This window comes from Methanoregula sp. (assembly GCF_041645475.1).
Classification (GTDB): Archaea; Halobacteriota; Methanomicrobia; order Methanomicrobiales; family Methanospirillaceae; genus Methanoregula.
This window is the reverse complement of the sequence record NZ_JBAZQA010000009.1, coordinates 36045-56367: the sequence shown is the minus strand read 5'-3', so window position 1 is coordinate 56367 and position 20323 is coordinate 36045. Positions and strand designations below refer to the sequence as shown.

At 53.8% G+C, this 20323-nt stretch carries 16 protein-coding genes; 9 read left to right on the top strand and 7 right to left on the bottom strand.

What is annotated here, in order from left to right:
- From WC598_RS08660 to WC598_RS08635, 6 genes are all read right to left on the bottom strand, one after another.
- On the bottom strand, nucleotides 1-2160 hold the full coding sequence (locus WC598_RS08660) for an ATP-dependent DNA helicase (protein WP_372961088.1): 2160 nt from the start codon (nucleotides 2158-2160) through the stop codon (nucleotides 1-3).
- Nucleotides 2161-2309: 149 nt separating this feature from the next.
- Entirely contained in the window at nucleotides 2310-2855 is a 546-nt protein-coding gene (locus WC598_RS08655; RefSeq protein WP_372961087.1) for a KH domain-containing protein, read from the bottom strand.
- Nucleotides 2856-2940: 85 nt separating this feature from the next.
- Nucleotides 2941-3669, bottom strand: coding sequence for a serine protein kinase RIO (locus tag WC598_RS08650; protein ID WP_372961161.1), 729 nt, complete (start codon nucleotides 3667-3669; stop codon nucleotides 2941-2943).
- A 102-nt stretch (nucleotides 3670-3771) separates the two neighbouring features.
- Nucleotides 3772-4713, bottom strand: a complete 942-nt coding sequence (locus WC598_RS08645) for a tyrosine--tRNA ligase (protein ID WP_372961086.1) — start codon at nucleotides 4711-4713, stop codon at nucleotides 3772-3774.
- A gap of 25 nt (nucleotides 4714-4738) precedes the next feature.
- Complete coding sequence (locus WC598_RS08640) at nucleotides 4739-5770, bottom strand: type II glyceraldehyde-3-phosphate dehydrogenase (protein WP_372961085.1); 1032 nt, start codon at nucleotides 5768-5770, stop codon at nucleotides 4739-4741.
- Between the two features lie 154 nt (nucleotides 5771-5924).
- Nucleotides 5925-6416: a DUF367 family protein gene (locus WC598_RS08635; protein ID WP_372961084.1), complete on the bottom strand. Its 492-nt coding sequence runs from the start codon at nucleotides 6414-6416 to the stop codon at nucleotides 5925-5927.
- A gap of 30 nt (nucleotides 6417-6446) precedes the next feature.
- Between WC598_RS08635 and WC598_RS08630 the strand changes: the two genes are divergently transcribed.
- The 3 genes from WC598_RS08630 (at nucleotide 6447) to WC598_RS08620 (ending at nucleotide 10079) form a co-directional block, all read left to right on the top strand.
- On the top strand, nucleotides 6447-7295 hold the full coding sequence (locus WC598_RS08630) for a nucleoside 2-deoxyribosyltransferase (protein ID WP_372961083.1): 849 nt from the start codon (nucleotides 6447-6449) through the stop codon (nucleotides 7293-7295).
- Between the two features lie 116 nt (nucleotides 7296-7411).
- Nucleotides 7412-8938 carry a glycosyltransferase family 39 protein gene (locus WC598_RS08625; protein ID WP_372961082.1) on the top strand — a complete coding sequence of 509 codons (1527 nt, stop codon included), beginning with the start codon at nucleotides 7412-7414 and terminating at the stop codon, nucleotides 8936-8938.
- 19 nt (nucleotides 8939-8957) lie between these two features.
- Nucleotides 8958-10079, top strand: a complete 1122-nt coding sequence (locus tag WC598_RS08620) for a glycosyltransferase (RefSeq protein ID WP_372961081.1) — start codon at nucleotides 8958-8960, stop codon at nucleotides 10077-10079.
- Between the two features lie 11 nt (nucleotides 10080-10090).
- On the opposite strand, the gene WC598_RS08615 is transcribed toward WC598_RS08620, so the two are convergent.
- Nucleotides 10091-11779, bottom strand: coding sequence for a flippase-like domain-containing protein (locus WC598_RS08615; protein WP_372961080.1), 1689 nt, complete (start codon nucleotides 11777-11779; stop codon nucleotides 10091-10093).
- A 147-nt stretch (nucleotides 11780-11926) separates the two neighbouring features.
- On the opposite strand from WC598_RS08615, the gene WC598_RS08610 reads away from it, so the two are divergent.
- The 6 genes from WC598_RS08610 (at nucleotide 11927) to WC598_RS08585 (ending at nucleotide 20302) form a co-directional block, all read left to right on the top strand.
- Entirely contained in the window at nucleotides 11927-14230 is a 2304-nt protein-coding gene (locus tag WC598_RS08610) for a hypothetical protein (RefSeq protein ID WP_372961079.1), read from the top strand.
- A gap of 80 nt (nucleotides 14231-14310) precedes the next feature.
- Nucleotides 14311-15282 (top strand): EF-Tu/IF-2/RF-3 family GTPase, encoded by a 972-nt coding sequence (locus WC598_RS08605; RefSeq protein ID WP_372961078.1) that lies wholly within the window; start codon nucleotides 14311-14313, stop codon nucleotides 15280-15282.
- 82 nt (nucleotides 15283-15364) lie between these two features.
- The gene (locus WC598_RS08600) at nucleotides 15365-15922 is read left to right on the top strand and encodes a LemA family protein (RefSeq protein ID WP_372961077.1); all 558 of its coding nucleotides are present in this window, start codon (nucleotides 15365-15367) and stop codon (nucleotides 15920-15922) included.
- A 12-nt stretch (nucleotides 15923-15934) separates the two neighbouring features.
- Nucleotides 15935-17758 carry a DUF2207 domain-containing protein gene (locus tag WC598_RS08595; protein WP_372961076.1) on the top strand — a complete coding sequence of 608 codons (1824 nt, stop codon included), beginning with the start codon at nucleotides 15935-15937 and terminating at the stop codon, nucleotides 17756-17758.
- An 81-nt stretch (nucleotides 17759-17839) separates the two neighbouring features.
- A complete protein-coding gene (locus WC598_RS08590) occupies nucleotides 17840-18424 on the top strand; it encodes a PPC domain-containing DNA-binding protein (RefSeq protein WP_372961075.1) in 585 nt (194 codons plus the stop codon).
- Between the two features lie 45 nt (nucleotides 18425-18469).
- Entirely contained in the window at nucleotides 18470-20302 is a 1833-nt protein-coding gene (locus tag WC598_RS08585) for a YgiQ family radical SAM protein (RefSeq protein ID WP_372961074.1), read from the top strand.
- Nucleotides 20303-20323: the final 21 nt, after the last annotated feature.

Here is a 20323-nt window from a genome sequence, read left to right as displayed (position 1 = left end):
TCACCTGAACTGTGAGAACGTTGACTGCCCGGCCATATTATCCTGACTGGCAGGGGGCACGGTTCCCTTCCCTTTCTCTAGCTGGGAGAAGATCTGCTCTGCTATCCCCCTTCCGAGGATCTTTGTAACGCTCTCTATCCCGGCCTCCCGGACGGCCTCGGGGGACGTGATGGAATGGTTGAAGAGCCGGCGGGCACGGACTCTTCCTATCCCCCGCAGTTTCACGAGCGGGAGCAGCTCGCGCCGGATGCCATGCTTCATGCAGATCTCGAAATTCCGGATCTCAGGATGGAATGCGGGCATGAACATCCGGGAGAGCTCGGCGCTGGCGTGGAGCAGCCAGTTCACGCTCTCCACCATGCCGTAGATATCCCCGGGTCCTACCGAATACCGCTCGCAGATCTTGGCATCCGTGAGCTCATCGGTCCAGTCCGAGAGAAGCATCGCGGTCTTGAGGGCCCGGTAATAGCCTTCGAGTTCCTCCTCCTCAGAAGGATACGGGCACCAGAGTTCTCCATCGTGAGCCTCGATCATGCGGTCTATTGCCGGCTGGTCGGCATTGCGGGCATACAGTTTGGGCATATCCGGCGTACTGCAGATGGTCTGGAGAAGACCGAGGTCGGCGTACTCTTTCTGTTCGCGAAGTGTGCGGATGATCAGCGCAGCACTCCTTGGATCAATGTAGAGCCGGGATACCAGGGATCCGAACTCCGTTGATCCGAGATGTTCGCCAATCTCCAGCACCATCTCCGCTTCGATGAGGAATTTGAGGGCAGCATCAACTGCCCGCTGCATCAGCCTCCCCTGCTTATGCTCATGGACGTAGAAGCTCCGGTTCATGAATGAGGTCAGTTCGCCCCGTGTAGCGGCAAACCCGGAGGCGATGATGGAGAGGACATGCGTATAAAGTGCGGAGGGTTCTGCAATCTTTGAATGGACCTCTTCTGCAGGGGCTTCGATGTAGTTTTCGAAGAGCTCCCCGACCTGTTGTTCATCCTTGGCAATGAGAACCGCTTCGCCATAGGGATCGAGCCGCGGCCGGCCAGCCCTCCCCGCCATCTGGTGGTACTCGCTCACCGGGATCGGCTGCATTCCCTCTCCCGCAGAAAACCGCAGGTAGTCGCGGATGATCACCCGGCGTGCCGGCAGGTTGAGGCCGGCCGCGAGGGTAGGGGTCGAGGAGATGCACTTGATGTGGCCCTTCCGGAACCCCTCCTCCACAACGGTCCGTTCGGCCCGGCTCAGCCCGGCATGGTGGAACGCGGCTCCCTGCCCGACACAGAGGGCAAGGGTTTTGGCCATCTCGGTCTCTGCCCCTCCCGCAATGCGTTCGGCATAGGATTTAAGGTCCGGCTCTTCGCTCTTTATGGCACCTGCAGCCCGCTTAGCAAAAGCCTCGGCATTCCGGCGCGATGAGACAAAGACCAGGCACTGGCCGCCTTCGGCAATGGTGTCAAGGCAGAGGTTGATATCATCGTAATTTTTCGACACCGCCTTGATGCGCCGGTCCCCCTCCCGGAAATGGATCCTATCGTTACAGAAGACACCCTGCCGGAGATCAACCGGTCGCCAGGTGCTGGTGACAAGTTCCGCATCAAGCCAGCCGGCCAGCGTTTTCGGGTTGCCGATCGTTGCCGAGAGCCCGATAACCTGCATGCCGGGATTGCGGTAACGCAGCTTCGCGATGACCATCTCAACCGTAGGACCCCGGTTCCCGGAATCGACGAGATGGACCTCGTCAATCACAAGAAGGGTGATCTCCTGGATCCACCGGGTATTGTTGCGCAGGAGGGAATCGACCTTCTCGCTTGTTGCAACGATGATGTCGTTCTTCCCGAGCAGGTCGTCCCGGCGGTCGAAGTCCCCGGTAGAGATGCCGACCCGGACACCCTTGTTGGTAAATTCGTCGAATTTCTCGCTCGCGAGCGCCTTGAGGGGAACTATGTAAAGGCATTTCCCCTTCCGTGCGATGTGGGCGTGCATAGCCATCTCGGCGATCAGCGTCTTGCCGCTTGCCGTGGGGATTGCTACAAGGAGGTTTTTACCCTCGAGCATTCCCCTGCGGATGCACTCGGCCTGGGGAGGGTAGAGTTCTGATATACCGCTTGAAATATACTTCTCTTTGAGATATTCCGGGATGAGGATCTCGCAGGTATCCATATCGCACCTTCAAAAGACCCCTTTGATTCCACTGAAAAACCGCACGATATTGGTTGGTTTTGCGAAATCTATCCTATATAACGACATATTTTCCACGGGAAATTGAGCAAAATATATTTATGCCGGTGCAGGGATTTGAGCAGCTTGCCTCAGTAATAATAACTGATCATATCCTGCTTGGCCTCTTTCTTTTTCTTATCTAGGAATGCAAAGACATTCTCGTGGGGTACACCTTCAATAAGCATATCGACTGCAGCCCGGGCGGTCTTGAGTGCTTCCGGGTACCCGATAATGGCAACGGTCTTGCCAAAGACAGAGATCTCCACATCCGTCATGTCCTCGATCTGCTCCCTTGCACGCCCGTCCTTGCCTATGATCCTTCCGCGGAGGCGGTCGAGCTGGCGAGGACTGTCTGCCATGCCGGCGAGATCGATGATTTCAAGGAGCAGATCCTCGTCCTCGATCATCTCGAAGGCACGTTCCGGTGAGAAGCCCCGGTTGATGGCATTGATGATCTCAACCGCTCTCAGAAGGGAGATGGTATTCTCTTCTGTTCCCTCGACTTTGACGATCCCCTCCTTGCTGTCAATGGTGATGGTCGTATGGGTTTTTGTCTCCAGCTCTTTTTTGGTGGCGCCGCTCTTGCCTATCAGGACTCCTATCCTGCTGCCGGCAATCTTTACTTCCTGCATCATCTCTCTTTCACCTCGAATATTGGTTGTATCTGTCTGTTGGCCATCAGCTCGCGTTGCGGCATGTATCCGGCCTGGCCTGTCGGACTCATGGTTCGGCAACGTTCAGTCCGGTGACAGCATGGAAAATTTCTGTATCTTTCTGCACTTCGCACCGGCTTTTGAAGAACCGGTTGATGTTTTTGATGTCCCTCATCAGGAACGGCAGGGCTCGGGGGTGATCGCGGGTCACGGACTGGCCCATGTCAATGAGATATGGTTTGTCGCTGTACAATATATTGAACTCGCTCAAGTCAGCGTGCACGAGCTCGGCTTTGTTGTAGAGGACATCAATACTCCTCACAATCTGCGAATAGGTTTCTGCCGGTTCCTCCAGCTCGACGTTACGGAGCTGCGGGTACGCGCGTTCCCCTTCTCCAAGAAAGGACATGATCAAGATGTTCCGGTCCCAGACCAGCGGTTCGGGTACGGCAATACCCGCATCCCTGGCCCGGACAAGGTTCGAGAACTCCTTCTTGGTCCAGGCAAAGATAAGCTCTTTTTTGGCTTTTTTTACATGGGAAAATCTGCGGTCACCGGTGATATACGAACTCATCGTGGTGAAGTTTGCCGTCCGGATCCGGTAGATCTTGATGGCAATGCCCGCCTCATCCCGCTCGCCATAGAAGACGTTGGCCTCCTTGCCGGTGCTGATCGAACCCCCGATGGCCGAGAGCCATTTCTTATGGACCAGTTTGTAGAGTGCAAGGAGGGTCACCTCATCGAAAACATCCTCGCGGACCTTGAGCATGTTGGCGTCCTTGATGCGGACGCCCATCTCCTCCAGTTTCTGATCGAACTGATCCAGCCGCTTATCGATTGCGCTCTCGCTCTCTTTGCTCACGCAGGACCACCCCACATCCAACAGTAATGATGACGCTCACTGTATATATTCCCTTACCGGGGCAAGGATCTCCACAAGCGACTGTCCGCAGGCCTTCTTGAGGTCGAGTGGGTGGATCTCGCCCTTTCCGTAAGCAGATTCCAGGTCCGCATAGCCGGTAAAAGTCCTGTCCCCGCCAAACTTTTCAGGGCGTTTGATGGTAATCTCAGGAAGCCGGGGGAAGACATGGTGCTGTAAGATCTGGAGCACCGGGTTTTCCGGAATTTCAGGAGGGCAGAAGGCTTTCTGGCACTTTTTTAGGATCTCCTCCTCGCTGTCGGCAACGGAGATATAATTCCCCTGCGACGAGGACATCTTCTTGCCGTCAAGCCCGTTCAGGATCGGGGTGTGGATACAGACCGGGGCCTGGTACCCGAAGTTGACGAGGTGCTCCCGGGCAAGCATGTGGATCTTGCGCTGGTCGATGCCGCCGACTGCTGCATCTGCCTTGAGGAGGGCGATATCCGCCATCTGCATGATCGGGTAGATCATCTGGGAAACGGTGGGGTGGTCCATCTGCCGCCCCACCTCATCCATGCTCCGGGTGGCCCGGTTTAACGTGATCTGCTGCGAGAGCTGGAGCACGAGGAGCTGGTAGTCAGGGCTGAGCTGGAGATCGGAACCAAGGACATAGGTGACATTCTTCAAGCCCAGTCCCTCGAAGCATCGCTTGTTGTAGTCTGCCAGCTCCTTTACCTTCTCCATGGTCCCCTTGCGGTTCAGGAAAGCGTGGAGATCGGCAAGCAGTACGGTGACTTCAAAACCTGCGGCCTGGAGATCCACCAGTTTGTTGATTGTGACCAGGTGGCCGAGATGGATCTCGCCGCTGGGTTCATAACCGGCATACACCCGCTTTGAGGGCCGGGCCAGGAGGGCCCGGAGGTCATCATCCGTGACAACTTCTACCGTATTCCGGGTAACGCGCTCGTATGCGTCCATTCAAAGAAATGGGTTATGATGGGTGTTAATGGTTATTCTGGATGGTCACAAATCCGAGTGCAGCGTTTGTTGCGGCAATGGATTTTGTCCCGTCCTTCTCGGTGCCCATCATCGCGCGGATCGCGTCAACATTCTCCACAACTACATCGGCTTCCTGGTGGATGGCCTGGAAGAAGCAGAGCTCGTTCCTGTCTGCAAAGATGGAGTCCTCGAAGATGCAGTTCTCATACAGGTCAGCCCGCTGGCGGCCGAGGTCCATGGCGAACTCCTTGAGCTCCGCGGTGCTCCTGATACCTGCCGATTTTTTGATGAGTCCGAGGCGCGGGTGACTGTTGATGAGCTCTATGACTTTTTCCTTGCTGACCGGTTTTTTGGTCGTTATCCGGATGGCGTGCATGTGCATCATCGTTGTCGGAACGATCATGGCCATTGTGGTGATCGAGATGTGGGGCAGGACGGAGAGGACATCCGGGCCGTGGTGGCTCGGGACGCTGACCGGGTCGAGAACGATGGCGTCGATGGGTCCTTTCTTGATCTCGCCCGGGTCTGAGCCCCGGCGGACCATGATTGCGTGCACATGGGCAACCCCGAAGGCCTTGTCAACCTCGTGGATGATACGGCAGAGACCGGTGGTATTGCAGGAGACAACCCGCACGAACTGCCTGCCGACCGCATCCTTGTAGTTGCACGAGGAGTTGAAGGAAAACCCGGCAACTTCGTGTTCTTCCCCTCCCTGCCAGAGTGCCTTCTTACCCAGCTTCTCATAGAGCGGTTTGTTGGTGGCCCCGACATCGCCGGGGGTCGCGTCCACAATAATATCGGCGGTCTTGCACATGTCCTCGACACTGCCTGCAACGTTCAGGCCGGCTTTCTCGAATGCCGCTTTCTTGGAGATATCGGCAATGTAGAGCGGGTATCCCCGCTGTTTTGCCACGAATGCCTCGGCGTTCGGGCGTGTCTTCGAGACGCCTACCACCTTCATGTCCTTCTGGGCCGCAACCGCATCGGCAACCCGCTTGCCGATGGTACCATACCCGTTGATGGCAACCTTAATCATACTCTTAACATCGCATCCATACACAAAAAACTATGCGGAATCACGGTTCTTCGGTTTTTGGGATCTGCACCGGCATGTAAAAAATTCGGGAACGGGACGATCTGAACCGCCCGTATTCTTCGGTCCTGATAATGAACAGGGGGATAGTAATTTTTCAGAGATACGTTGCCTGGATTTCCACAACTTCTGTGCTGTCTTTCGCTTTTGAATAAAGATCGAGCGGCTCTTCGTTCACTTCCAGGAACCGAACCCCCCAGTTCACTTTCGAGAGGATGGACGCTGCCTGCTCTTTCTCGCCCATGATGAAGAGTGCTGCGGCAAGGGCCTCAACTGAGGAAAGGGTGCAGGGTTTCCCGAAGTTCACCGGGTTTGCAGCAACAAGGAACGGGAGTGCCCTCCGGATCCTCCACGACGAGACTTTACCGGTGTCCAGCACAACCCAGGAGCAGTCCAGGACCGTGATGGATTTGACGAACCGGTCGGCAGGGGACAATGCCTGTTCTGCGGTAGGATCGAGAAGAAGCGAGTTTCTCGGGATCTGGGGGATCCTGTTGAAAATTTTTAAGAGACCGGCCTTTTCGAGTTTCTTGACCGTGCACTTCCGGGGATCGCAGCTGTTGTCCCGAAAAGCATACAGGGGTATCATTGATCATCAGTGCGTGCGTACAAAGTATCAATGTACGTGCTCTGCTGTCCCTGCGTACTGAATCCCGGGCTCCGGGCCGAGGGAATCACCCGGGCATCGGATATCGAACTCTTCCGGCGATCGATCGAGCGCTGCAAGCAGTTCTCGATCGAAATGGTGCCGCTTCCCTGTCCTGAGACCCTGTACCTGGGACTCAGGCGGAAGCCGGGCACGTTTCTTGAACGCCTGAATACCCCGGCGTTTGCCGACCTCATCGACACCCTTGAACAGGATGTCCTCAGGATCATTGACGAACGCGGTCCCCCGCTCTGCATACTCGGCGTTAACTCCTCTCCCACCTGCGGGGTCACCAGCACGTATTATGGGAGTACGGACGAAAAACCCCCAAAGAGGGAGGGACGCGGCGTCTTCCTATCCCGGTTCCCCGGCATTCCTGCGATGGACGTATCGCTCTTTGCCCGGTACCGGGTGTATCTGGCCGCGCCGCTCTTCTCTGAGGCGGAGCGTGATTACAATGCCGCTCTGGCCCGCCTCATGGAAACGAACCTGTTTTCCGTGCACCTCCCGCAGGAGGCAGGGGACGATTCGGAATCAAGAGGAAAACCGGTGCAGGAGCAGATCTTCTACGGGAATAAAAAGGCCCTTGAAGGGGCGGACCTGGTGGTTGCCGTAATCGATGGGGCCGATGCGGATTCCGGCACTGCCTGGGAGATGGGATATGCCGCCGGTCTGAAAAAACCGGTCATCGCCCTTCGGACCGATTTCCGGATGGCGGGGCAGCACGAGCACGTCAATCTCATGCTTGAGATCTCATCAACCGTCGTGACCAGCCGTAAAGCCCTTCTCGCAGCCCTCCATTCCCCGCTTCCCGCCCGATAATGGCCCCGGCCCCGCCACTTTTGCGATGCGGTTCTTCATTTTCAGGAGATATTCCGGGCTAAATACGTGTACAGGAACCTATATCAGAATATTTACGCAATAATAGATGGTTAAAAATGGCGAAGAAACGTGAGGATCAGAGCAGGGGGAAAAAGAGCGGCGGGGATCGCGAATGCGACCTTGACGGGGGTTACGCATCGCCGATTATGACGATCCGGGATCTCAATGTACAGAATATCCGCGACGTGCTCTCAAAAAGCCGGTATATACAGCTCCTTCTCTCCCTCACGATTGTCGGACTTTTCCTCCGTTTCTTCAACCTGGGCTATAACTCTCTCTGGCTCGATGAAGCCTCTACCCATACTTTCGCCATCATGTCAATCCCCGAAATCTGGGAGGCGACAACCGGGGGGGAGTTCAATCCCCCCCTCTTCTACTGGATCGAGCATTTCATGCTCGTGTTCGGGAATAACGAGTTTGTCCTCCGGTTCGTCCCCGCCCTCCTCGGGGTCCTGACCATCCCCCTCGTATATTACGCCGGAAAGGAATTCATGGACCGGAATGTCGGGATCATCGCCGCAGCCGCATTCGCCTTCTCCCCATTTCTGGTCTTTTATTCCCAAGAGGCCAGGGCCTACTCGATGATGCTCTTCTTCGTTGCCTTTGCCATGATCTTCTACTTCAGGGCCATGAAGAACAACGAGATCAGGAACTGGGTGCTCTTTGGTCTTCTCGCCGCGCTGGCTTTCTGGTCCCATTTCTATGCCCTGGTTATCATCGGGGCACTCATCCTGTACGCACTTGCCGTTCAGATCCTGAAATACGCTAAGGATGTCAGGAACCTCGTACCTATGATCATCGGCTGGGCAGTGTTTGCCGTCATATGCCTGCCGCTGATCGTTGCAACTATCCAGCTCTTCGGCTCCCGGACTGCATCTGCTCCATCGTTTGGTCTCCAGGGACTGACCATGATAATGAAAACCTTCCAGCAGATTGCCGGTTTTTCTGATATTGCGATGTACCTGCTCCTGCTCCTGTTCATCATCGGGATCGTACAGGCTTTCATTCTTGATAAAAACAAGGGTCTTTTCCTTGTTCTCCTCACCATCCTGACGTTTGCGATCAGTTACATCCTGTCCTTCAAGATGCCGATGGTACCCCGGTACCTTATTTTTTTCAGTATTGTGTTTTTTATCGGGATTGCTGTCTCGTATAAATTACTCTACACCCTTGCAAAGCATCCCGGTGTTGTCTATGGGTTCATCGCATTTCTGGTTGTTTTGAACGCACCGATGCTCATGGATTATTATTCCGGATACAGCAAGGGGGACTGGAGAGGTCTCTCCGACAAACTCCAGCAAGTGACGAACCCCGGGGATTTTATAGTGGTTGTTCCCGGGTATGTCTCCCAGCCGCTCGATTATTATTATTCCAATACAACGGATAAGACTGAGGAATACAGGGCTTATACTGCAAAAGATCTTCAGGAAAGTTACCTGCGGAAAACAAACAATACCATCTATTACATTGTCACCGGGGATATCAGCTCGGCAAACCCGGACGGAGATGCCCTTGCGTGGCTGAAGGAACACACCACAACCCCCGCACAATATACGGGAATTTATATTTTTACATCTGCATAGTTTAATCGGTTGAACCACCATGTATGATCTCTCGGTAATAATTCCCACCTTCAACGAGGAGGAAAATATTCCCCGTATCATAGAGGAAGTGGATGCGGTCTTCAGAAAGAGCAATCTGAATGGGGAGATCCTGGTTGTTGATGATAATTCAAAGGATCGGACTATTGCCATTGTCCAGAAGCTGCATACGGAAAAAGAGAATGTGAACATCCTTGTCCGCACCTCGGATCACGGCCTCTCGCAGTCAGTAGCAGATGGGTTTTCCCATGCATCCTCCGATATTTTTGTGGTTATTGACGCAGACTTTTCCCACCCCCCGGCGCTCATTCCTAAGATGTACGACGAGATCCGTGCGGGAAACGATGTTGTTATCGGCAGCAGGTACATGGACGGGGGAGGGATCAAAGACTGGCCCCTGAAGCGAAGGGTGATCTCCAAAGGCGCCACTTTCCTTGGCCGGCTCCTTTTCCCGGATATCTCCGATCCGGTGAGCGGATTTTTCGCAGTCAGGAAAGAGGTTGTCACCGGGGCTCCTTTAAAACCAAAGGGGTACAAGATTCTGCTCGAAGTGCTCGGGAAAGGTACCTGGGAGAACGACAAAGAGATCCCCTTTGAATTTGTTGACCGGGAGATCGGATCGAGCAAGCTGAAGTTCAGGACCATTGCTGAATATGCCGGTCAGGTTGTTGACATTGCACTGTTCTCGGTACTGCACCGCGGGAGCGCCGGGTGGAAAGAATGGGAACGGGTCATCAAGTTCGGGCTTGTCGGACTTACGGGCATCGTTGTCAATATGGGCCTCCTCTATTACCTCAAAGAGTATGTCGGGCTCTATTACCTGGTGGCCAGTTTCATTGCAATTGAGATCTCGATCCTGAATAACTTCCTCTGGAATGATCTCTGGACCTTCCGCACTCAGGAAAAGCAGAAATTGTCGAGCCGGTGGCACCGGCTCTTGGCCTTCAACCTGGTTTCAGCCGGGGGTGTTGTCATCAACCTGGGGCTTTTATACCTGTTTACCAGCGTATTTGGTGTTTATTACCTGATCTCAAACCTGATTGGGATTCTGGTTGCCTTTTTGTGGAATTTTATCATTAACCGGAATATTACCTGGATTAAAAAGAAAACTGGGCGAGTATAAAGGGTTGTCAATCAGCCATTGTTTTTCTTGGCAGAGAAAACAATGATAACCCCGCCGTTAATCCGCTCGATTTTCTTGTCCAGTGCAATTCCCCACTGCAGGATCTTCCTGCTGTTGAGGAGTGCCAGAACCGGTGACAGGAAGAAGAGCGTTGTATGCGACTTCGTATCATACGCTGAAAAGTAATTGCCGAGATCCCGGACGGAAAAAAATTTCAGGTGCGTCTCGCCATAATTTCTGCCCCTGCCAAAAGTATCCCAGAAGAATTCGTAAACTCCCCAGACGGAATGTTCATTTGGCGTTGTAATAACAATCATGCCATCGTTTTTCAACACTCTCTGGGATTCAGCAATCATTTTTTGGGGTTCATGCAGATGCTCAATGATCTCTGCGCAGATGATCTTGCTGACCGTGTTTTTCTTAAACGGCAACTGTTCTGCATCGGCAATAATGAACTCGCTGTGGGGGATATTTTTGCTTTTTGCGTAAAGGAGGGCACTCCTGTTCACATCCATGCCTATCAGAAGGTTTGGAGAATCCAGCTCAAGCGCCCGTATCTGGACCCCGCTCCCGCATCCTATATCGAGAATGACATCACAGTTCCTGGCCTCCAGCATCTGTTTTATGGTATCCGTCCTCCGCCGCTGGAAGTACCGCTGGGAACAGAGATCCGAATTGTAGGCCCTCTCATCAATATCACCGTCGATAGCATTATAGTGGCTGAGCAGGCTGTCCCTTTTCGTATCAAGAGAGAAGAAACCCTTCAGGCCAATCAAGTCGATTACGATCTCGAGGAATCTTGTCAGGAATGCGAATGCCGTTGCTGTGGCAAGACTCACGCCGAGCAGAGTGAGGAGACCAACGACCCCGGCCTCCTGGATACCAAGGCCCGCCGGGGTGATGGGGATGAGCGAGAGGATTGTGAGAAGCGGGTTTAAAAGCAGTGCATCGATTAAGCTGATCGTCACAGCACCGATTGCCATTGCTACAAAGAACCACTCCAGCCCCCGGAGAATCCAACCGAAGAACGAGATAAAAATGATATACGGAGAAATTTTCTGGATGGAGCGGCTTTGTTCTCCCAGTTCAAGGATCTGTTTGAGGAAGGTGTTCTTCTGGCAGAAGGTCTGCAGCACCTGTCCCGGATACATGATGAAGAAATATCCCGCTATGATCACGAAGAGGAGAATCACGATCATGTAAAGGATGTAGCCGACCGGCAGGCCGGTAATTGTGGCATAGAAGTAGTAAATGGCAACGATAGCAAGGGAAATTTTGAAGAGAAGATCGTAGATGTACGTGCTTGCGATTGCCGCAAGTCCCTTGGGAAGGGATATGCCTTTCTTGTTCAAAGCAAACGCGACATAGAGATACCCGCTTCTTCCCGGTGTGAAATCCGATAAGAGCATGCCGGACATGTGGGACAAAAATGCGATCCGGAACCGGATCTTGTCTCCAAGGTGTCCGAGGACCTTTTTGAGTCGTACCGACATAATGATGTTATTAAGAAAATAACACAGTCCCGCAAGGAGGAGAAAAAACCAGTCCAGATGCAGGAGTATCTGGCTTGCCTGCATATAATCTACGGATCCCAGCAGGAGAAGAATAATGATGATGGCAATGGCTACCTGGATGATTCTGAAGGAATTTTTCTTGATATCGAAATCCATAAAACCTGCCAGTAAGCGGAGATCTTCCATTCATATTGGGTTAAAATCGATATAAACAATTGGAAAAATGTGTTTTTCTGGCCTTTAAAAAACAACAAAAAACAGAATAGAACCGGAATCCTTTTTGGGATTTGTTTTAGAAATATTTTTTTAATTCGCCTCATCAAGTAGTACCTGATGAGCTTCATCGCCCCGCTAAAAGAGAAACTCCGGAATTTTTCCCCGCAGGATCTTGTTTATTATCTCTTTCCCGTTCTTTTGATTGTAATCCTGTATTATTCGTTTCTCCCGTTCAACCAGACATATATCGGCGAATGGCACGATATCTTCGCAAATACGATGTATTACCAGATAGTTGATCAGAATTATTTCTTAACCTGGTCCAACCTCTGGTCCGGGGGTCTCCCCCTCACGGCGAACCCTGGTGGAGACAAGTACTATATCCTCTCGTTTCCTTTCTATCTCATTTTCCAGAATCTCTCAGTAGTCAACTTCCTCATCCTGTTCCATCTCATCATCGGGTATTTTGCCTTTTTCAAACTGGGAAGCCTGCTTACAAAGAATTTGAATGCCCTTCTGGTTTTTTCCTTGTTTTTCACTTTTTCCGGAATGCTTTTCGGCAGAATATATGCCGGACATCACCTGCTCCTGTTTGGGCTTGTCTGGCTCCCTCTTCTGTACTACTTTTTCTTCAAGATAGTACTTTTTAATGAACCCGGTATTCTGAACTGTGTTGGATTGTCTGTTACGGCAGCCCTTGTTTACTTTACCGGAAACGTCTATCACTTTGTCCTGGCATTTCTCATCATTCTCGTCTTTTTTATCTACTATGCAGTGGATAAAAAAATCTCGAAGAAGGTCCTGTATTACCTTGCCCTGTCTCTGGTAATCCTCCTGCTGCTGGTATCGGTAAAAAGCATTCCGGATCTCAATGTATCAGGATCCATAATACGGAACGATGTCATTGATCCGCTCGCCGGTGGCGGATCGCTTGAAAACGGCATTGCCTCGTTTGTTCTCGGAACCGGTATCGATACCCTGTGGGCCCAGTATGAGAGCGGGATACTGATCGGGATAATCCCCCTTCTCCTTGCAGTGTTTGCCCTTCTCTATGGACGCCGGGAGATAACGGTCCCCTCGTTCTTTGCCATCCTGGCCTCGGTCATCTGGGCAGACGGCGGGAAAACCCTTGTATCGTTCATTCATTTCCTGCCGGTTGTCAGTTCTTTCAGGAACCCGGGGAGGATTTACGGGGCGCTCTTACCCATTATCCTCTTTCTGGCACTGTACGGGACAATCCTCCTATCTGATAAGCTCAAGAAAGGGGAGACGTTCGATCTCTCTCATGATCAGCGCAGGATGGTAATTTTTGGCCTCGGCCTCCTTGTCGTTGTCAAAATTCTGGAGTTGCCGTTCCAGGAGATGATTACTGCTGAAACCGCGATTTCGGTAATCCTTGTTCTTGCCTTTATCGCCCTGTTGTACTTAGGAAAGGGATCGGAGCGTACAATACAGTTGTTCTTCCTCATCGCCCTGTTAATCAATGCGGCGGTCCTTCTCAGATTGTATTCCTTTGTCGAGACAGATGTCCTCATCAGGCTGCTCTTCATCGGCCTGTTGTTTATCGGCTTGTTTTTGTTCATCCAGAAAGCACAAGGTGTTCAGAAAAGCTCCCGGGTTTTCTGCGGGCTCCTCATCGCAGGGTTATTCCTGATGGTTATGGGAAATGTTGGTTGCGGATATGTCAAAGTCTATTCGCCCGAGCTCGACAAGAGCGTTGCACCGGCTATTATCCAGGAAATCACCCGGTTACCCAATACAAACACCCAGTTATGGGTATATGAAACGGGATGGGCAATCCAGCACATGGATTTCACCTACTGGGATGTGGTCAATAATATCCACCCTGTCAGTGCCTATGCTGCATATTACCTCAATACCGTCCCTCAGCTCACCTACATGATCGGGAACGTGAGCTATTACAGCGTGGACTATATCATCGACACCCGGTATCTCGATAACGGAAACCAGAACCTCCCCGCGTACAGCTTCAAGGTCCAGAATATCTCGGTGTACCGGCCGGAGCATGTCCTCCCCAATGCGTTTTTCATACGGGATGATCAGTTGTATCCCCTGAAGATCGAGAAATTTTCACCGGATGAAGTGATCGCGTCGGGGCAACTGAAGAGCGGCGACGTGGTTATCCTCAAGGGAGCCTTCTACAACGGGTGGAAAGTCAATGGTGCGGATGCGGTTTCCGTAAACAACTTCATTGGAGCGGGAATCTCCCAGGATACCCGGGTTGTCAGGTTTGTTTTCGATCCTGCCGATTATAAAATGGGGGCTCTGATCACTGCAGTGGGGATTATCCTCATCGTCATTTTGATCTTCAAACGAAAAACGGTGGAAGAATATCTCGAAAAGAACTCACGGGAAGAGCTCCCTGAAGATATAAAAGACCGGCGGAAACAAAAGCGGTAATTAATTTTCCTGCATCAGATATGCCGAAACCGGGTGGTTTCGCATAAACCCTCATATTTCTGGACAACCTACGTTCCTGTATGTCCAACCTCACGGTCGCAATCCTCGCCCCTCCGGATTATGCAAAGGATCTGGGAAAGAAGGGGACGGCAAGCGATATCACTTTTTACAACCTCAAGAAGGGTGATGCCACGGTTACGTTCATCGAACCCACGCGGTACCCGGAAAAATTATCCTCGCTCTTCTACGCGGTCTCCATGTCGGACCGGGCGATCCTCGTTGTAGACGAGATCAACGCAACCTTTGGCGAGTGCGTCCTGATGCTCCAGAGTGCCGGTAAATCCTCCGGGTACCTTATCCTCAAGAACTATATCAGCCCCGACCAGATAGCCCCCCTGATCAAGGGCACGGTTCTCGAACACTATGAGGTTCTCGAAGAGGATATGGTTGGTCTCCGGGAGAAGATGCTCGAGATCTCGGTAAAACAGACTGCCCACCAGAAAGCCCACGAGAGTACGGGAAAAGGCGTTGTACCGGTGGATGCCCACTTCAATGTGAAAGGAGTCGGCGTTGTTGTCCTCGGCTCTGTTGCCAAAGGAAGCATCAGGAAACACGATACCTTGAAGCTCCTCCCTACGGATAAGAGCGTCCAGATCCGCTCTATCCAGAAGCATGACGACGATGCAGACACTGCCGTTGCCGGTGACCGGGTCGGCCTCGCCCTCAAGAATGTTGAATCCGAAGATCTGGATCGCGGCTTTGTCCTGACCAGCGATCCCTCCGTTCACTACGCCACCACGGTCACGGGCAGGGCCCAGCTCGTCAAGTACTGGCCGGCCCCGCTCAAGGAGGGCATGGTCATCTACGCCGGCCACTGGATGCAGTTCCTCCCCACCCGCGTCGAGAAGGTGGAAACTGAAAGTGACTGGAGGATGCCGACTCTCACCCTCTCCATGGAGAAAGCGCTCGTTTATCCCCCGGGCGCCCGGGTAGTGCTCCATTATCTAGAAGGCGGAAAACTGCGGGTTGTCGGGTCTCTGACTCTCGAATAAAATTTTATAATACTCTCGTTCTATTTTTCCCTGCTCCCAATCATCTTATCTAGAAAAAACGATCATCACTACACTGAGAATCATGATCGAATGGATTATTCTGGGCGTTGTCGTCCTTATCATAATCGGGCTTGTCATCTGGGCGGTTTCCATTTACAACCGCTTCTTCAGCCTGAAAAACTCGTCCGAAGCCACTCTTGGCCAGATCCGCGTTGCCATGAAAAAGCGGCTCGACATGATCGAGCAGCTCCTTGGCGCAGTCAAGAGCTACGCGAAATTCGAGAAAGAGACCCTTGAGAGAGTCACTGCCATGCGGGCCAGCGTGGCCACGGCCAGCCCCGGCGACCTCAACAAGGTGGAAGCCGAGTCCCGCTCCATCTTCGGCCGCCTCCTCGCGGTTGCAGAGAATTATCCCGACCTCAAGACCTCCACGACCGTGAACAGTCTCATGGACTCGGTCAAGAACATCGAAGACGAGATCGCCCGCCAGCGCTATACCTACAACAACATCTCGCAGGAGTTCAACACGATGATGGACACGATCCCCTCCAATTTCATCGGGAAGATGATCGGTCTTCTTAAGCTCGAGTACCTGCAGTTCGAAGAGGCGATCAAGTCTCCGCCGAAGATCGAGTTCTAACGGGTAATTACTGTGGGCGAAGAAAAACAACTGGCCGTGGTCGTGGCAGTCTGCCTCCTCATGGGAATTGCGGGCCTTGCCCTTGTTACGGTAATGCCCCCTCTCTTTGAGGGCAACCTTGTGGTCGACTCCTACGTTGCCACACTGCATGAAGATGGCACCCTGAACGAGCAGTATACGTACGATGTACGGGCTTCAGGCGAATACCGGATGCTGTACCGGATATGGGAAGTACCGCTGGTCCAGAATACCAGCTCCCGCCCCTATATGCGCATCGTCTCAGTAAATCCCCCTGATGGTGCAACCGGGTATGCCAAAGATGAGAATGGCCAGGTTGTCCTGTTCGGCTCTTCATCCGATTCATCGCGAAAAAGTACTATCCGCTCGCTGGCTGAAACCAACGAGGCCGGGGTTTTCAACCCGGATTATTTCACCCAGGGGACATACACGGTCAGTTCCGAGTACGTGGTCCACCCACCGATAGAATACGATGCCTCGTCCTCACATCTCAACCTGAAGTTTGCGGGAAAGACTCACATCCCCTACCACAATGTCAGAGTTACCATCCCGGTGAGAGAGACCGATCAGGTCTCTGTCTATCCCCCGACCCTGAGTGTCCAGAGGACCGGGGACTCGGCAGTCATCACGGGCAGCGTTGCGGCCGATGAGATCCTGGCCGTTGAGATCCTGAGTACGCCGGATGGTTTCAGCCAGATGGCCGGGTTCAGGAGCGAAGTATCTGACCTCCAGGGAAAGACCGGTTGGGCGAATTTCTGGTACAACCTACCCTATTATGCCGGGTATATCCTGAATATTCTCGGGAAGATCTCCGTCATCCTTGTCCCGATCCTCCTCGTCCTGATCTACAACCGGTACGGCAGGGAGAAGAAGTTTACCGTTCCGGCCTATCTCAGCACCATTCCCAACCCCTCGCTCAAGCCTTGGCAGGTGAACCTGCTCTTCAAGGGAGATGCGCTGGATTTCGATGAAGACGGCTACTATGCAACGCTCCTGGATCTCCACCGGAAAAAGAATATCATCATCACGGAAAAAGGGGAAGGAAAGGGCATCGTGATCCGTGTCCTGAATACTGCCGGTCTTGACCCGTATGAACAGCGGGTGATCGCGTTCATCAACAATCTTGCCGAGAACGGGGTGCTTGATACGGACGCGGTTGAAGCCCTTGCACAACAGGCCCGGACAAATACCGCTGCTGAAGAAAAAGCCCTGCGGTACCAGAAGATGCTTACGGATGTTACCGGACGGCTGGACTCGGTCCTGCCCGGCCAATATACCGTGGACGGCAGGGACCACCTCCTGCCCCTTCTCCTTGCCGGTATCGTCCTGTTTGCCATAAGCCTGATCCTTGCCCTCACGTCTTCCATGTGTTCGTATATCCTTTTCCCGGCAGTGCTTCTCTGGATCATTGTCATACTCCAGGCTGCCGTTGCTTTTGCAGCCCCGTCCACCCTCTTCGGGCACTGGAAAGACGACCGGTACCGGGAAAAACTGGAATGGGACTCGTTTACCCATTTCCTCTCGGATCTTGCCATGATCCAGAAGTACAGCCCCGCCGACATCTCCATGTGGGGTGAATGGCTCGTGTACGGTACTGCACTGGGCGTTGGCGACAAGGTGGAACGGGCCATGAAAGCGCTCAATATCCGCGTTGCTGACACCGGTGTCCCGGTGGGAGCAATGGGAATGAACTACGCCTTTATCCCGCTCATGCATTTCACGCCACCAAGCCACGGGGGTGCCGGAGGCGGGGGTTTTGGCGGGGGAGGCTTTGGCGGAGGCGGGGGTTTTGGCGGAGGCGGAGCGGGTGGGCGGTAAGGCCCGCTCCCACCCCTGAAACCGTCACAGGAGATATAAACCCCCACAAACCATATTGAATATCAGAAAAGGAATCAGGCTATGCAGTACACGGAAGGGCAGCTCGGCAGGGTCTTTATGGTCAGGATCGATGACGGGGAAGACATGCTTGAGTCCCTGCATCGCTTTGTCCTGGATAAAGGCATCCATGCCGGCTCGATCATCTTCCTTGGTGCGCTGATGAACGGGAGGATGGTGACCGGCCCCGAGGAACCGGTCATCCCCCCGGTTCCCCATTTTGTCATGTTCGAGGGAGGCTGGGAAGTTTTCGGCGTCGGCACCATCTTTTCCGGTGAAGGCGGCCCCCATATCCACTACCATGCCTCGGTTGGCCGGTCGGGTCACGCCCTTACCGGCTGTCTCCGGGAAGAGGCCGTGACCTACCTCATTGTCGAAGCGGTAGTGTTTGAATTCACCGGCCTCATGGCCCGGCGGGAATTCGACCAGAAGACCCAGCTCCATCTCCCCACGCTCGGGAAAGGGGGATCCGGCAAGGGGAATGAGGGAGAAAAGCCCGCTGAACCGAAAGGACCTGCCCCGAAACCCGAAAAGAAAGAAGAGGCAAGCGAGCTCCCCGGGGGCCTTGCGGATATCATCCGGGATCTTACAAGGCGCCCCTCTTCATGATCTCTTCATCCGGTCCATGATCCCTCTCTCATTCCCGTCCAGCCTATGATTCCCCAGCCCCGTTTCCTCCCGATGTCCCTGCAGGAAGGAGAGAAGCTGGGGATACGGCAGTTCGATATCGTCCTTGTCAGCGGCGATGCCTACGTGGATCACCCGTCCTTTGGGACTGCTCTCATCGGGCGGATGCTCTGGGATGCCGGGTATGCCGTTGGTATTATCGCCCAGCCCGACTGGAAAAACCCCGGCGACTTCACTGCGCTTGGCTGCCCCCGTCTCTTCTTTGGCATATCCGCCGGCAATGTTGACTCGATGGTGAACCATTACACCCCGAACCTGAAGCGGCGCAGCGAGGATGTTTACTCCCCCGGTGGCATTCCCGGAAGGCCCGACCGGGCAACGATCGTCTATACCAATAAGGTTCACGAGCTGTTCCCCGGTATCCCGGTCGTGATCGGCGGGATCGAGGCAAGCCTCCGCAGGTTCGCCCACTACGATTACTGGCAGGATAAGGTACGCCAGTCGATTCTCGCGGATGCTCCTGCCGATCTCCTTGTTTTTGGCATGGGTGAGCGGCAGATGAGGGAGATCGCAGCCCGCCTTGCGGCAGGGGAACCAATCCGGTCCCTTCGGGATATCCACGGAACTGCGTATACGATGGAGATCGCGGAATGGAAAAGTACCCCGCCTACGGGTGTTGTAACATTACCGGGATTTTCCGAGGTCTCAGGGGATAAGATGGCATATGCCCGGGCATTTGCCCTGCACTATGCCGAACAGGATCCCCTGCGGGGAAAGGTTGTGGCGCAGCCTCATCCCAAGACGGTCGTGATCCAGAACCCACCGGCCCTGCCGCTCACAACGGAAGATCTGGACAGGATCTACGAGCTGCCCTTTGCCCGGCTCGCCCATCCCGCGTATACCCGGCCGGTTCCTGCCCTTGCCCCGGTCCAGTTCTCGATCACCAGCCACCGGGGATGCTTTGGCAGCTGCTCGTTCTGTGCCCTCACCCATCACCAGGGCAGGATCATCCAGAGCAGGAGCGAAGGATCCATCCTCCGCGAGGTTACGCGGATGGCAACCATGCCGGAATTCCGCGGCACGGTCCAGGATGTGGGTGGCCCGACGGCGAACATGTACGGCCTGCGCTGTGCTCTCTGGGCGAAACAGGGTGCCTGCAAAGACAAGACCTGCAACCCGGCCTGCAAGACCCTCGATACCAGTCACGAACCCCAGTGCCGGCTCCTGACAAATGTCCGGGGGATCCCGGGGGTAAAAAAAGTGTTCATCGGATCGGGTATCCGGTATGACCTGGTGCTTGCCGATCACAGCAATTACCTGCCGCTTATCTGCGAGCACCATATCTCCGGGCACCTCAAGGTGGCACCCGAGCATGTTGCCCCGGGGGTTACCCGGATCATGAACAAGCCCGGCCGGGATATCTTCGACCGGTTCCGGACGCGTTTTTCCGCCCTCCAGCAGAATAAACCAAAGAAACAGTACCTGCTCCCCTATTTCATGTCGGGGCATCCCGGCTGCACTGTTGCCGATATGGTGACCCTGGCAGAATACATCCGGGACAACCAGCTCTATACGGAACAGGTCCAGGATTTTACCCCGACACCCATGAGCGTCTCGACCTGCATGTATTATACCGGTCTCAACCCGTTTACCCTGCAGCCGGTCCATGTGCCCAGAGAGAGCGAGAAGAAGATCCAGCGGGCCCTCCTGCACTACCGCGATCCGGCCAACCGCTGGCTGGTTGCTGAAGGGCTTACCCTTGCCGGAAGAAAGGACCTGATCGGAAAGGATGCCCGTTGCCTGGTTGCCGGCGGGAACAAAAACCCGCCCCCAAAAAAATTCAGCCGGTCAAAAAAATAACCGGGATAATCAGGGGGGTCT

Coding starts and splice junctions, on each gene's coding strand:
- WC598_RS08660 (WP_372961088.1), bottom strand. CDS start 2,160: ATGGATACCTGCGAGATCCTCATCCCGGAATATCTCAAAGAGAAGTAT.
- WC598_RS08655 (WP_372961087.1), bottom strand. CDS start 2,855: ATGATGCAGGAAGTAAAGATTGCCGGCAGCAGGATAGGAGTCCTGATA.
- WC598_RS08650 (WP_372961161.1), bottom strand. CDS start 3,669: ATGGGCGTCCGCATCAAGGACGCCAACATGCTCAAGGTCCGCGAGGAT.
- WC598_RS08645 (WP_372961086.1), bottom strand. CDS start 4,713: ATGGACGCATACGAGCGCGTTACCCGGAATACGGTAGAAGTTGTCACG.
- WC598_RS08640 (WP_372961085.1), bottom strand. CDS start 5,770: ATGATTAAGGTTGCCATCAACGGGTATGGTACCATCGGCAAGCGGGTT.
- WC598_RS08635 (WP_372961084.1), bottom strand. CDS start 6,416: ATGATACCCCTGTATGCTTTTCGGGACAACAGCTGCGATCCCCGGAAG.
- WC598_RS08630 (WP_372961083.1), top strand. CDS start 6,447: ATGTACGTGCTCTGCTGTCCCTGCGTACTGAATCCCGGGCTCCGGGCC.
- WC598_RS08625 (WP_372961082.1), top strand. CDS start 7,412: ATGGCGAAGAAACGTGAGGATCAGAGCAGGGGGAAAAAGAGCGGCGGG.
- WC598_RS08620 (WP_372961081.1), top strand. CDS start 8,958: ATGTATGATCTCTCGGTAATAATTCCCACCTTCAACGAGGAGGAAAAT.
- WC598_RS08615 (WP_372961080.1), bottom strand. CDS start 11,779: ATGGAAGATCTCCGCTTACTGGCAGGTTTTATGGATTTCGATATCAAG.
- WC598_RS08610 (WP_372961079.1), top strand. CDS start 11,927: ATGAGCTTCATCGCCCCGCTAAAAGAGAAACTCCGGAATTTTTCCCCG.
- WC598_RS08605 (WP_372961078.1), top strand. CDS start 14,311: ATGTCCAACCTCACGGTCGCAATCCTCGCCCCTCCGGATTATGCAAAG.
- WC598_RS08600 (WP_372961077.1), top strand. CDS start 15,365: ATGATCGAATGGATTATTCTGGGCGTTGTCGTCCTTATCATAATCGGG.
- WC598_RS08590 (WP_372961075.1), top strand. CDS start 17,840: ATGCAGTACACGGAAGGGCAGCTCGGCAGGGTCTTTATGGTCAGGATC.
- WC598_RS08585 (WP_372961074.1), top strand. CDS start 18,470: ATGATTCCCCAGCCCCGTTTCCTCCCGATGTCCCTGCAGGAAGGAGAG.